The 13,640-nt window shown below is 37.0% G+C and carries 11 protein-coding genes; 4 read left to right on the top strand and 7 right to left on the bottom strand.

Features of this window, described 5'->3' with window-relative positions; translation table 11 throughout:
• Window positions 1-4: 4 nt before the first annotated feature.
• From EZ456_RS05725 to EZ456_RS05710, 4 genes are all read right to left on the bottom strand, one after another.
• Complete coding sequence (locus tag EZ456_RS05725; protein ID WP_131528187.1) at window positions 5-1,303, bottom strand: nucleotide sugar dehydrogenase; 1,299 nt, start codon at window positions 1,301-1,303, stop codon at window positions 5-7.
• Window positions 1,296-1,844: a UpxY family transcription antiterminator gene (locus EZ456_RS05720; protein ID WP_131528185.1), complete on the bottom strand. Its 549-nt coding sequence runs from the start codon at window positions 1,842-1,844 to the stop codon at window positions 1,296-1,298. Before EZ456_RS05720 ends, EZ456_RS05725 begins: the two co-directional genes overlap by 8 nt.
• 346 nt (window positions 1,845-2,190) lie before the next feature.
• Entirely contained in the window at window positions 2,191-4,482 is a 2,292-nt protein-coding gene (locus tag EZ456_RS05715) for a GumC family protein (RefSeq protein ID WP_131528183.1), read from the bottom strand.
• Between the two features lie 22 nt (window positions 4,483-4,504).
• Entirely contained in the window at window positions 4,505-5,263 is a 759-nt protein-coding gene (locus EZ456_RS05710; RefSeq protein ID WP_131528181.1) for a polysaccharide biosynthesis/export family protein, read from the bottom strand.
• A gap of 714 nt (window positions 5,264-5,977) precedes the next feature.
• Between EZ456_RS05710 and EZ456_RS05705 the strand changes: the two genes are divergently transcribed.
• Complete coding sequence (locus tag EZ456_RS05705; RefSeq protein ID WP_131528179.1) at window positions 5,978-6,655, top strand: acetyltransferase; 678 nt, start codon at window positions 5,978-5,980, stop codon at window positions 6,653-6,655.
• Window positions 6,656-6,724: 69 nt separating this feature from the next.
• Here the strand turns inward: EZ456_RS05705 and EZ456_RS05700 are convergent, their stop codons facing one another.
• Window positions 6,725-7,114, bottom strand: a complete 390-nt coding sequence (locus EZ456_RS05700; protein WP_131528177.1) for a response regulator transcription factor — start codon at window positions 7,112-7,114, stop codon at window positions 6,725-6,727.
• Window positions 7,115-7,159: 45 nt separating this feature from the next.
• Window positions 7,160-7,924 (bottom strand): DeoR/GlpR family DNA-binding transcription regulator, encoded by a 765-nt coding sequence (locus EZ456_RS05695; protein WP_108198946.1) that lies wholly within the window; start codon window positions 7,922-7,924, stop codon window positions 7,160-7,162.
• 158 nt (window positions 7,925-8,082) lie between these two features.
• Between EZ456_RS05695 and EZ456_RS05690 the strand changes: the two genes are divergently transcribed.
• From EZ456_RS05690 to EZ456_RS05680, 3 genes are all read left to right on the top strand, one after another.
• Window positions 8,083-9,675: a glycerol-3-phosphate dehydrogenase/oxidase gene (locus EZ456_RS05690; RefSeq protein WP_131528175.1), complete on the top strand. Its 1,593-nt coding sequence runs from the start codon at window positions 8,083-8,085 to the stop codon at window positions 9,673-9,675.
• A gap of 14 nt (window positions 9,676-9,689) precedes the next feature.
• Entirely contained in the window at window positions 9,690-11,180 is a 1,491-nt protein-coding gene (glpK, locus tag EZ456_RS05685) for a glycerol kinase GlpK (protein WP_131528173.1), read from the top strand.
• Window positions 11,181-11,287: 107 nt separating this feature from the next.
• Entirely contained in the window at window positions 11,288-12,025 is a 738-nt protein-coding gene (locus EZ456_RS05680; RefSeq protein ID WP_131528171.1) for an MIP/aquaporin family protein, read from the top strand.
• A gap of 329 nt (window positions 12,026-12,354) precedes the next feature.
• Here the strand turns inward: EZ456_RS05680 and EZ456_RS05675 are convergent, their stop codons facing one another.
• A complete protein-coding gene (locus EZ456_RS05675; protein WP_131528169.1) occupies window positions 12,355-13,638 on the bottom strand; it encodes a M16 family metallopeptidase in 1,284 nt (427 codons plus the stop codon).
• Window positions 13,639-13,640 lie beyond the last annotated feature (2 nt).

Here is a 13,640-nt window from a genome sequence, read left to right as displayed (position 1 = left end):
GTCCTTACAATCTAACCGTTTCCATTGATTGTGGCAATACTGCTTTTATATCGTATACCACACATTCTGGTTTACGTAATGCTGTAATATTTAAATTATTGAAAGCTTCGTGTGCGACTGCAAGTATAATTCCATCGTACTTTCTGGTTTTTGATGAACCATTTTCGCAGATAATGCCATAGTTATGCTTGGCTTGATCGGCATTTGCCCAAGGATCATGAATGGTTACTTTAACTTTGTATTCTTCCAATCGCCTTACAATATCAATAACTTTGGTATTTCGCACGTCAGGGCAGTTTTCTTTAAATGTAAAGCCCAACACCAGTACTTCTGCCCCCACAATGTGGATGTTTTTAGCGATCATTTTTTTGATGATCTGATCGGCTACATATTTACCCATCCCATCGTTTACCCGTCGTCCGGCTAAAATAATTTCAGGATGATAACCAGCTTCTTGTGCTTTTTGAGCTAAATAATATGGATCTACGCCAATACAATGCCCACCAACCAAGCCTGGTTTAAAATTCAGAAAATTCCATTTGGTTCCGGCCGCGGCTAAAACTTCAGAAGTATCGATACCGATCTGGTTAAAGATCATGGCCAATTCGTTTACAAAAGCAATATTGATATCGCGCTGGGCATTTTCAATTACTTTAGCAGCTTCGGCCACTTTAATAGACGATGCTTTATAAGTGCCGGCAGTAATTACCGAGCGGTACAACTCATCTATTTTTTCGGCGGCTTCGGGAGTAGAACCTGATGTAATTTTTAAGATATTAGCAACGGTATGTTGTTTATCTCCAGGGTTAATACGCTCCGGAGAATAACCAGCAAAAAAATCTTTATTGAACACTAAACCCGATCCTTTTTCTAAAACGGGCACACATTCATCTTCAGTTACGCCAGGATATACAGTTGATTCATAAACCACTATATCTCCTTTCTTTAAAACTTTAGCTACAACTGCGCTCGCTTTAATTAAAGGTGTTAAATCTGGTCTGTTGTTTTTATCAACAGGCGTTGGCACTGTAACAATGTAAACCGACGAGCTGCGTAATTTTTCGATTTCATTGGTACAGTACAAGCCTGTTAAAGTGGTGCATTCGAACGTTAAAACCTCATTCAATTCAGCTTCATTAACTTCCAATGTATTGTCGTATCCAGCTTTTAATTCTGCTATCCTGCTCTCGTTAATATCAAAGCCAAATACCTTGTATTTTTTTGCAAATTCTACTGCCAACGGTAAGCCAACGTAGCCCAGGCCAATTACCGCCATTTTTAGATTATCTTCAGCGTTATACATAATGTTGTTGCGTATTTACGGTTAATGTTAAGTTGCTTAATGGCACTCTGGTAACTAAAGCGCAGTCTAAATGATCAAACGACATTAAAACATGCTTACCTTGAATCTGAATCACCTCTCCTTCCTGGTTATGGAAAAGACCATTACTGATCCGAACACGGTCTCCTTTCGAAACACCGGTTAAACTCACTACATCTACATCATTGTAAGTATCCATGATGTGTTTCAGCTTATCAATCTCACTATCCCGAACCATTGCAGGTTTACCCATGTAGTTAATGAAGTTTAAAACACCCAGTGTATACCTAATTTTGTAGCCCTCCCGTTCATCTATTTTCACAAATACGTATCCGGTAAAAAGTGGAAGACTAACGATTTTCTTTCTATCGGCCCATTGATTTTCTACATTACGAACAGGGCAAAAGGATTCGAAACCTTGCTCTTGCAGCAAACGGTCAACTTTTTTCTCCCAACGGGGGCGGGTATAAATCACAAACCATTTTTTTGCGAAGGAGGGCTTGATGTTAATTGTAGATTCCATTTTTTTGATAAGGTTATAATTTTATTTTTTAGCCGGCTGGATAAAGCTTCGCTATATCACTTACATGACTGTTATTGGTTAATTATTTAAATTGTATGCTAAACTCCTTTTTCTGACGGCCGGATACAGCTTCGCTATATCACTTACATGACAATTTTATTTTCTAATTTTAAATTTGCTTTTGTGGCAAATAGGTAATCTAATTAAGAGTTGTTTACAAGCAGCAAGTGCTTTAAATCGATGCTCAGTTTAAGCATCCTAGCTTTATTGTTTGTAAACAGAATTAAATCGTTTGGGGACGTTTGTTTGGTAAAAGGCAAGGTATTCTCTTTTAAATAAGCTAGGTTTAGTTTGCCATGGCATAACCATAACCACCGTAGCTGTATTTTTGACTTTTCTCTCTTTTGGCGTCGTTAAAAACAACCATCGGATTTTTAAGCTTATTGTTATCGCAAATATCTTTCAATATGGCCAACTGGTATTTATTGGTGTAGTTATACCGCACCAGATAAATGCTTACATCGGCATATTCGGCTAAACTAAAGGCATCGGCCACCTGGCCAACCGGCGAGGTATCGATAATGATGTAATCGAACCTTTCTTTCAGTTCATCAAATAATAGATCCATTTTAGGGCTCATCATTACTTCGGCTGGGTTTTCTGACAATTGGCCACATCCAATAACCGAAATATTGTGAGAAACGCTGGTAGGTTTAATAATATCATCTAAAAACACAGACTCACCCATTAAATAGTCTGTTAACCCAGTCGTTTGTTTTAAACCAACCTTATTCAAGAGATCAGGTTTTCTTAAATCGAACTCAAGTACAACAACTTTTTTATCAAGCATCCCCAAGGTGGTAGCCAGGTTTACGCTAAAGAATGTTTTACCCTCTCCTTTCATACTCGAGGTAACCAACATTACTTTATTTTCGATATTGTTAGACATCAGCCCTAAATTCATTCTGATGTACCTAAACAACTCTGATATGGTAGAACGGTTATCTTTTTGAAATACAATGGTACTTTTATCCAAGTTATGAGAAAGTTCGCCAAGCATTTTTGCGCCAGTTAACTCAATTGTACTGGCATCTTTTACTTTGTTGTTAAAAAATCCTTTTGCATAAATCACACCAGCTGGAACAAAAAAACCAAAAATGAATCCACACAAGTACAAAAGCGGCTGCTTAGGGCTATTCGGTATAGTGTTGTAAGCCGGTTTATCTACTATCTGAGAAGTTGGCACAGTAGCAGAAAGCGATAAAGCAGTTTCCTCCCTTTTTTGTAGCAAATATTTATATAAACCTGATTTTACGCTTTGCTCACGGCTTCTTTCTAATAAGCCACGCTCTATTGTAGGCACAGATCTAATTTTATTGTCGAATTGGGAGTAGTTGGCACTTAAGTTGTTTCTTTCAATAACAAAACCTTGTTTAATGCTTGATAGGTTTTCTAGAATATTAGTTTTTAAGCTTGCTATTTGTTCGTTAAGGTTTAGTACCAAAGGATTTTCTGCATTAGCGGTACGCAACATCCTATTTCTTTCCAGTTGGAGGTCGTTGAATTTTGAAATCAACGAATTCAAAATCGGATCTTTTAAGCCCATTGCACTTGGGGCCAGGTTAAACTGGCTTTGTTTACCTCTGAAATAATTTTCGATAGACCGTAATAACCTTAATTGTACTGATGATGTTTCCAATAACTGATTATACTCTCCTGAGCGTGCAGCATTCATCTGTGCATCCATATTCACATCGGTAACACGGTTTTGTTGTTTGTAGCTTTCTACATCCTCTTCAGTTCCAGAAAGATCTGCAACGAGGTATTTTAGGCGGTTATCGATAAATTTTATGGTATTTCGGGCAATGGTATTTTTATTATTAACGTTGTTAATATTATAGGTTTCAATCAGATCGGTCAGAATATCAATTCCCCGCTGCGGAACAACGTCATTCAAGCTAATGGTAATGGTATTGGCATCTTTAACAACCGGAACTATCTTTAGTGAAACCAGGTTATAAGCCTCTGTCATTTTGTACAGGTTTTTAAACTGTAGTTTAATTTTACTAAATTCGGCTTTAAAAGCTGGGCCTTTATTTATTTTAATCGCGTAGTTTTTAGTATTAATGGTATCGCCATACTTTACAATATTAGTATTTAGACTGTCTTGAATGATATAAGAGATTTCATCCAGATAAGAAACATTAATTTTTCTGGCATAAGCACCATTTTTTAAACTGATAGCAGTAACTACAAGTGGAGAGGTTTTTCCATAAAGTTCTTTTTCCCTAATCCCCTCTTTTTTAAAGTAAGCGGTCTCTAAGTTTAGTTTTTTTAATACTTTAAAAATCAAATCTCTAGACCGTAAAATCTCAATTTCATTATCAACAGTTTTAACCGTTTGAAACATATTAAGATCACTAAAAGCGGTACTGTTAGACATTGCTGCACCATTTTTATCATCAGAAATTAATAACGTACTGCTAACTTTATATTTTGGTGGGGTAACGTATATAAAAGCATATACAGCAGCCATCGAAATAATGATACTGATTAGGAAATAGTGCCAATTTCTGGCAAAACTAGTCATAGTTTCTGCAAAATCTTTTGCGCCACCATTTATACTTTGTTTAAGCATGATATAATATTTTTAAGAGACGTTATCGACGAAGAACTGCTGTGATTAATACTGCAACTGCTGATATAGAAGCAATTACCACTGGCATAATGCGCGTATTTGGACTATACTCGATCGCTTTTGATTTATCTGGTTCCACATACACAACATCGTTTTGTTTCAGATAAAAGAATGGAGAATCCATCACATCCTGATTGTTCAGGTTAAGTCTTTTCATCACCCTTTGACCATTCTGTTGCCTGATTACTAAAATATTTTCCCTTTTGCCATAAACGGTCATATCGCCCGCCATTCCAAGCGCTTCTAAGAGGTTAATATTATCTCCCTGCACGGTAAAAGTTGATGGTCGGTTAACCTCACCAATTACCGTTACTTTAAAATTGACCAACTGAACATCAACTACCGGTTTTTTAACATACTTATCTAATTCTTTGGAGATGGTAGCTTGTGCCTGCTCAATGGTTAAACCTTCAAGGCGAACGTTACCTACAACTGGTAGATTAATCATTCCGTCTTTACTTACCCGGTAACCTTCTACTTTATAATTGTTATCAGCGCTTGCATTTCGGGTATTAACAGCAAATAAAACATTCGACTCTTGATTTAAGCTGTTTATGCTTACACTTAAAAGGTCATTTTGCTGAATTTTAACTTCCTGACCTTGAAGTTTTACTTCGCTTGTTTGTTTAGCCATGTTACTGAAGTATACAAGATCTCTTCTGGGAGCGCATCCGGTGATAATGCCTGTATATATTGCGATAAATAATATTACTTTCTTCATAGCTTAAGTAATGTTTAGTTTTTTGTTTCGATTTATTGAGAACTAAGCTATGCAATTAAGCGCCAATGTTTTATAGGCGGATTGGGGTTGTATTTAAATTGTATAAAATATAACCAGCATGCACAGCATATTAAATACTGTGCCCATAAATTGCACATCATTTGTAAATTTTACAACGCATAACATGTATAATATTTCGGCAGTATTTTCACTCAAAAAAGCCTGGTTTTGGTTAAAATCTTAATCGGTAAAACTCAAAAAACATCAGAAAATGTTTTAACATTTAAAAAAGCTGTTTAATACTACAATTTATAGGGGTTATAAAATGATTTTTATAAAATCTCAAAGCAAACCTGCCGATTACCAAGCGCAGATTTATTGGTTAACAGATTATTTTCTCCTAATTATTATGGAATAAGTGGCGCTTGCATATTTCTGTGCAACATATTTTACAATACATTTTTAAGGCTTCTAAAAATTACATTTTCCCCAATAGTTGAGGTTTCATCAACAGTTGTTCGCTGGTAGCAATCCATCCAGATAAAACGATTAATATAAAGACATACGCCTTTAAATCAAACCAGAAAGTATTAATATGCGCAACTGTGAATGCTGTAAACATGAATTAGCAAAATGTGTACAGTATGCTTTAAAAGGGTTTAAACGCCTGTTTTATCCATAAATTCGTTAGAAACCTAAAAACAAGAATGAATTATGAAAGTTATTATTTATGGAACTGGAAAAATGGCTGAATTTATCTGTTACTCATTTATGAATGACAGCGATTATAACGTTGATGCATTTTGTGTTGATGATGCCTATGTGCCCCCTGCAGGTAATACGCTATTGGGATTACCCATATTAAGCTTCGCACAGGTGTTTAAAGATTTCCCTCCAGAAACCCATAAAATGCATATTGCCATTGGTAGAAACAGTGCCAGGGAAAGTGTATACCAAAAGGTGAGTGAAAATGGTTATACTTTTGCCAATTATATTTCTTCGAAAGCTAATGTATGGCCCGATTTGGTATTTGGCCACAATATTTTTATTGATCAATGTTGTGATATACAGCCTTTTGTTACCATAAACAATAACTGCATGCTGATAGGCGCTAGGATTGGCCATCATTCTACCATAGGAAACAATGTACTATTATCTGGTAATATATTAGCTGGTAATGTAACTATTGGAAATAACTCTTTTTTAGGTATAAACTCAGCAGTTAAGGAAGATATTACTATTGGCAGCCATAACATTATTGGTGCAGGGGTTTTTATAAACAAGAATACTGAAGATTATGCTATTGTTTCTAACGCTACGGTACCACAACGTGTAGGAGATTCTAAACGTTTTGTAATGTTTAACAAAGCTCAGGATGTTAAACAGACTTAAGAAATTCTTTACGCATAAAAAAGGGAAGTCATAAAAATGGCTTCCCTTTTTTATTTAACCTAATTGTAATTAAACTTTTGTCTTATTTTCTGAGCTTCGTTTTAACTGTGCATTAATGCGGTCTAAAACGTCATAAATATCAAATGGTTTACTAATATAATCATCTGCGAATGCATCAATAGCTTTCTGTTCACTATTATTCTGTGCAGACATTACAATAATTGGGATGTGTTTGGTGAAAATATCAGTTTTTAAATCTTCACAAATTTCTGCCCCATTTCCATCTGGCAACATTACATCAAGCAAGAAAAGATCGGGCATTGCATCCTGAATATTTTTCTTTAACTCAGCAAATGATGATGAAAGCTGTAATTCAAAGCCCTCATCTTTCAATAGAATTTCAATAACGTTTCTGATCTCCTGATCATCCTCTAAAATGTGTATTCGTTTTCTTTCCATATTCAAATTATAATGTTTGGGATTATACCGTTCGCGTGGAACGCGCTATACGATAGTTACAGTAACACCTAAACTCTCTAAATGTTTAACAATTTGTTCAGAAATTCCTTTATCGGTAATAATATGATCAATTTCTTCTAATCCACATATTTTTCCAAAGCCTCTTTTCCCAAATTTAGTAGAATCGGCAAGCACAATTGTTTTTTGTGATGCACCGATCATTTTTCGGTTTAAATGTGCCTCCATGGCGTTGGTAGTGGTTAATCCAAAATCAAGGTCAATTCCATCAACACCCAGAAATAGTTTATTAAAATAAAAATCCTGCAAAACCTGTTCTGCATAAGCACCCATTACCGATGAAGAACTTTTTCTAAGCAATCCACCCAATTGTATTACTTCAATACTAGGCTCCCGCATTAATTCGAGCGCTACATTTAATGCAGAAGTAACAACCGTTAAATTTGTTGCAGGCGCAATATTCTTCGCAAAATACAGTACTGTGGTACCCGATGCAATAACAATAGAATCATTATCGTTTAACAATGCAGCAGCAGCAATACCTATTTTATTTTTTTCAGTAGATTGTATTTTCTCTTTCTCGTTAACCGGGCGATCTACTGTATATGGATTATTTACGGTAGCACCTCCATGTGTCCTAAACAAAAGGCTCTTATCTTCCAGTAGTTTTAAGTCCTTTCTTATTGTTACAGACGACACTTTCAATTCCTTACATAAATCGACTACATTTATATATTGATCACGTTGCAGGCGACTTAAAATAAACTGGTGCCTCTCAGCCAAATTCATCATAGTATATTTAATTAGCGGGCTGCAAATTAGCAATAAAAACATTCTTTAAAATATTTTACACAAATATTTAATAAATTTTTAATACACATATTATATTATTTCGATTATGATTTCTTATAATTGCGTATTGTTTCGTTTTATTATTTTTACAGATTTAAATGAAAAGATTACACCCGCATCATATAGCAGAAAACATAAATTGGGACTTCATTATTATTGGTGGAGGTGCTACAGGTTTAGGCACTGCGTTAGATGCTACAAGCCGGGGCTTTAAAACTTTACTGGTAGAACAATCCGATTTTGCCAAAGGAACATCCAGCCGGAGTACCAAACTGGTACACGGTGGCGTTCGCTATCTAGCACAGGGCGATATTGGTTTAGTTAAACACGCCTTAAAAGAACGTGGCTTACTACAACAAAATGCAAAGCACCTGGTAAATAAAGAAGAATTTCTGATTCCCTGCTACGATTGGTTCTCTGTTATAAAATATTTAACCGGACTTACGCTTTACGATTGGCTTGCAGGTAAATATAGCTTCGGAAAATCTAAATTTTTCTCTAAAAAAGAAACCTTAACCATGATGCCTGGCATTAAGGAAAAAGGATTAAAAGGAAGCATCAGGTATTACGATGGAAAGTTTGATGATGCCCGTTTAGCGGTAAATATTGCACAAACTGCTATCGAAAACGGTGCATCATTATTGAACTATACCAAGGTAACCGGCTTGTTAAAAAGTGGCGATAAGGTTACTGGTATTGAAACAGAAGACACCATAACAGGCATAACGACTAAATATAATGGCAAGATAGTGATTAATGCAACAGGTGTGTTTGTAGACGACATTCTGCAAATGAATAACCCGAATTCAAAAAAAATGGTACGCCCTAGCCAAGGTGTACACGTGGTGCTAGACAAAAGCTTTTTAAATAGCCAATCGGCATTAATGATACCAAAAACCTCTGATGGCCGTGTTTTATTTGCCGTTCCTTGGCACGAACATTTACTGGTAGGTACAACAGACACTCCGTTAAACGAACATAGTTTAGAACCCAGAGCATTAAAAGAAGAGGTAGATTTTATTATGAGTACAGCCGCAAGTTATTTTAACCGCAAACCTATGGAAAAAGATATCTTAAGCGTATTCTCGGGTTTACGCCCCTTGGCCGCCCCTACAAATGGCGATGGAAATAGTACGAAAGAAATTAGCAGAGACCATAAACTGATTGTTTCTGCAAAGGGATTGATTACCATTACTGGTGGTAAATGGACTACCTACCGCAGAATGGCGGAAGAAACGGTTGATTTGGCCATTACTCACGCAGGTTTAGAATCGAAAGCATGCGTAACCCAAAATTTAAGCATACATGGCAGCTCAACCACTACCGGAGATCATCATTTAGCTATATATGGATCCGATCGCAGTAAAATTGAATCTTTAATAGCACAAGATCCAAGTCTCGGCAATAAATTAAATCCTGCATTCCCTTATACAGAAGCCGAAGTGCTTTGGTCTGCACGAAATGAAATGGCCGAAACGGTAGAAGATATTTTAAGCAGAAGATTAAGAATACTGTTTATTAATGCACAAGCGGCCAAAGATATGGCACCTAGAGTAGCTTCGCTCCTGGCTAAAGAATTATCAGCTGATAAAAACTGGGAAATTAACCAAATCGAAACTTTTAATAAATTAGCCGATGGTTATATTTATCATTCAACACCCAAAATAACCGAATCGGCTTTAGCCAACTAACCAAATTCCTAATTATGAGTAAATACATCTTGTCTATCGATCAGGGAACCACAAGTTCGAGAGCAATTATTTTTAATCACAATGGCGAAATTGTTGCCATTGCACAACGAGAATTCACACAGATTTACCCCAAAGCTGGTTGGGTAGAGCACGATCCCATGGAAATCTGGTCGACGCAATTGGCTGTTGTAACAGAGGTGATTGTTAAAGCAAGCTTAACTGTAGGCGACATTGATTCCATTGGCATTACCAATCAACGTGAAACCACAGTAGTTTGGGATAAAGAAACTGGAAAACCGATTTACAATGCCATTGTATGGCAAGACAGGCGTACTTCTGCCTATTGCGATGAAATTAAAGCACAGGGGCTGGCCAATAAAATACAGGAAAAAACGGGGCTGATTATAGATTCATATTTCTCGGCTACTAAGGCCAGGTGGATCTTAGAAAATGTTGCCGGAGCAAGGGAAAAAGCTGAAGCCGGAAAACTTGCTTTTGGAACCATCGACACCTGGTTAATCTGGAAATTAACTGCAGGCGAAAAACATGTAACCGATGTAAGTAATGCATCGCGAACAATGCTTTATAACATCCACACTTTAAGTTGGGATGACGAATTGCTTGAACTCTTTTCGATACCGAAAGCAATGCTCCCAGAGGTAAAATCGTCGAGCGAGGTTTATGGCGAAACCGCTGGCCGTATATTGGCAGCAAAAATCCCTATTGCAGGTATAGCTGGCGATCAGCAGTCGGCTTTATTCGGACAAATGTGTACAGAAATTGGTATGGTAAAAAACACGTATGGCACGGGCTGTTTCATGCTCATGAACATCGGATCAAAGCCAAAAATTTCTGCCAATAATCTATTAACCACTATTGCCTGGCAGATTAATGGAGAAGTAAATTATGCTTTAGAAGGGAGTATTTTTATTGGTGGCGCAGTTGTACAGTGGCTTCGCGATGAAATGGGACTCATTTCTAAATCGGCAGATGTAGAAACGCTAGCTAAAAAAGTAAAAGATACTGATGGGGTTTATATTGTTCCTGCTTTTGCAGGCTTAGGTGCTCCACATTGGGATCAACATGCACGAGGCACCATAACAGGACTAACCCGCGGCACAAATAAATCGCATATTGCCAGGGCAGCCTTAGAAAGCATTGCCTATCAAACCATGGACGTTTTAAAAGCCATGGAAGCGGATGCAGGCGTAAATATTGCCGAATTAAGGGTAGACGGCGGTGCTACGGCTAACGATTTATTGATGCAGTTTCAGGCCGATCTGTTAAACTGTAAAGTAATCAGACCTGATGTAACAGAAGTTACCGCTATTGGTGCTGCATATCTGGCCGGATTAGCTACTGGTTTCTGGAAAAGTATAGATCAGATCCGTTCGCAATGGAAAATTAACAAAACTTTTGTTGCTGAGGAAGGAATTGATAACACGGAAAGAATAAAGGGCTGGAATAGAGCAATAAAAGCGGCCAGGGTAAATGCAGAAGACTAACAAGAACCGTCGTCACCCTGAATTTAGTTCAGGGTCTTTTATTCCGGAATAGATATTAATCTATTCCGGAATAGTAATTTATTATAAATCGCTTAATTTTTTTTTCGATGAATGTATATCTCGCAGAATTTATTGGTACTGCACTAATGATTCTTTTAGGAAATGGTGTAGTAGCTAACGTAGTGCTAAAAGGCACTAAAGGCAATAATAGTGGATGGATTGTAATTACAACTGCTTGGGCACTTGCCGTATTTGTAGGGGTTGTTGTTGCCGGTCCGTACAGTGGGGCGCACTTAAATCCAATTGTAACCCTCGGACTTGCCATCGGAAAAGGCTTCAGCTGGACATTGGTTCCGTTTTATATTATTGCACAACTGGCTGGCGCAATGACAGGATCATTTCTGGTTTGGCTTATTTACAAAGATCATTTCGATGCCACAGATGACCAAGGCTTAAAGGCCGCACCTTTTGCAACAGCTCCAGCCATCAGAAATATGTCGTCGAATTTGGTATCAGAAATTATTGGCACTTTCGTTTTAATTTTTGTGATCTTTTATTTTACTGATGCCAGTATGGGCACTAAAGAAACAGTTACCCCTATTGGCTTAGGTTCAATGGGTGCAATCCCAGTAGCGTTTTTGGTATGGGTAATAGGTTTGGCTTTAGGTGGAACTACTGGATATGCCATAAATCCGGCAAGAGATCTGGGACCTCGGATTATTCACGCTTTAATCCCAATGAAAGGAAAAGGAAGTAGCGACTGGAGTTATGCCTGGATACCAATTGTTGGGCCGATTATTGGATCAACATTGGCTGCTATTGTCTTTTTATTGGTTAGTAAATAGAATGGTATTTGAATTGTCAACTTATAGTAGCTTTCCCGCTAGAAAGTTGACAACTCTCTTATCATGATTTTTAATTGTGTAGTCAGATGTTACCATCTGGCTATAAGTAAATCTAAAATTCATTGACCAAAAACGGGAATTGAAGAATTGCAATTCCAAACCTTATTTAGTGTCAAGTTCTTTCGATATCATATAAGGAGATCGCCACTGCAGGTACAATAAATATAGGAAAATCGTCATCTTGACTGAAGCGCAGCGAAATGGAAAGATCTATCTAAACAGATTTCTCGACTGCGTTACACTTCGCTCGAAATGACGATCTTAAAGAGTTACTGAAATGCAGCTCTACCTACCTGTTCATCACCTAAATATATCCAAATGGCACCTTTCAAATACTTTCCAAAAGAATCTTTCATATCCTGCAGGCTTACTTTATTAAAATTGGCTACCATATTCTCAGTTATACTATAATCGCCAAGCACTTCAGCTTCACCTAAATCTTTCACAATCGAACTTGCGCTTTCCTCGTGCCTGTAGTATCGATCGCGATGATCTTTTTTTAATGCCTCAAGATAACGTTCACCATACTTTCCTTCTCTAATGTTGTTGTAAACCGTAACCATAGCTTTAAAAGCTTTTTTAGGTTGAGTGGTACTTACAAACATAGAGGTATATGGAATTTGTTGCACTTTAACGGTTGCACCTGGCGCATATGATAAACCAAGTTTAGTTCTCAGTTCATAATTCATACTGCCACTTAATGCGTTAATTGTTAGCACAAAAGCATAATAATCGGCATTCGTCATGGTTGGAGCATTCATAATACAACTCATGTAATTAGTCGCTATATCTCTTTGCTCTATTACCAGATGCTCTCCTGTTAAAGTCTTACGATCGTAAATTGGCGGCGTGTACTCTTTTCCTTTAAGGGTACTAAAAGAGGCTTGAATCTTCTTTTCCAGTTCTTCTTTTGTAATGTTTCCAGCCACTACCAAAAACATTTTATTCTTGTTCAAGAGTTCGTTATGGTAATAATTGCTAACCATTTCGGAAGTAAAACCACCTACAGCTTTGCTTGTGCCCAAAGGATTAATACTATAAGGCGAATCTTTAAACATGCTTTCCATGGTTAATTGCTCAATCCTTGTTTCAGGATCAGACTGACTATGGTAAATACCCGTAATCATACGCTCTTTAGTGGTCTGAAACTCCGTTTTATCAAAGGCCGGATTAATTACTGCATCCGAAAAAAGCTTCCAGCCCTGATCAAGATACTTAGAAATACAATCCATACTAATGGTGCCATAGTCAGTTCTCGATGAGCCAGAAATATCAATTCCATATTCATCAGCCAACTCCTGATAATCGACAACACTGTAATTTTTAGTACCACAGGTAGCTGCAGATGCTAAAGCCAGATTTTCAATCCCAGCCCTCTCCGCGTTATAATTCATTACACCACCTTTAAAAAACATGCTCATACTAACTGTTTCTTTCTGTGTAGATTTTAAAATTACCTTTAAACCATTCACATCAAATGAAATGGCTTTGGTTTGCGCGTTGGCAATATGAAAAACTAAGATAAAGTTTATAAAAAATATGAATCTTTTCATGG

The sequence above is a fragment of the Pedobacter psychrodurus genome, assembly GCF_004331735.1.
GTDB lineage: Bacteria > Bacteroidota > Bacteroidia > Sphingobacteriales > Sphingobacteriaceae > Pedobacter > Pedobacter psychrodurus.
The sequence above is the reverse complement of the archived record's forward strand: the minus strand, read 5'-3'. Positions and strand labels throughout refer to the sequence as shown.

Excerpts from the sequence above, each read along its gene's own strand:
- EZ456_RS05725 (WP_131528187.1), bottom strand. The coding sequence starts at position 1,303 with ATGTATAACGCTGAAGATAATCTAAAAATGGCGGTAATTGGCCTGGGC.
- EZ456_RS05720 (WP_131528185.1), bottom strand. The coding sequence starts at position 1,844 with ATGGAATCTACAATTAACATCAAGCCCTCCTTCGCAAAAAAATGGTTT.
- EZ456_RS05715 (WP_131528183.1), bottom strand. The coding sequence starts at position 4,482 with ATGCTTAAACAAAGTATAAATGGTGGCGCAAAAGATTTTGCAGAAACT.
- EZ456_RS05710 (WP_131528181.1), bottom strand. The coding sequence starts at position 5,263 with ATGAAGAAAGTAATATTATTTATCGCAATATATACAGGCATTATCACC.
- EZ456_RS05705 (WP_131528179.1), top strand. The coding sequence starts at position 5,978 with ATGAAAGTTATTATTTATGGAACTGGAAAAATGGCTGAATTTATCTGT.
- EZ456_RS05700 (WP_131528177.1), bottom strand. The coding sequence starts at position 7,114 with ATGGAAAGAAAACGAATACACATTTTAGAGGATGATCAGGAGATCAGA.
- EZ456_RS05695 (WP_108198946.1), bottom strand. The coding sequence starts at position 7,924 with ATGATGAATTTGGCTGAGAGGCACCAGTTTATTTTAAGTCGCCTGCAA.
- EZ456_RS05690 (WP_131528175.1), top strand. The coding sequence starts at position 8,083 with ATGAAAAGATTACACCCGCATCATATAGCAGAAAACATAAATTGGGAC.
- glpK (WP_131528173.1), top strand. The coding sequence starts at position 9,690 with ATGAGTAAATACATCTTGTCTATCGATCAGGGAACCACAAGTTCGAGA.
- EZ456_RS05680 (WP_131528171.1), top strand. The coding sequence starts at position 11,288 with ATGAATGTATATCTCGCAGAATTTATTGGTACTGCACTAATGATTCTT.
- EZ456_RS05675 (WP_131528169.1), bottom strand. The coding sequence starts at position 13,638 with ATGAAAAGATTCATATTTTTTATAAACTTTATCTTAGTTTTTCATATT.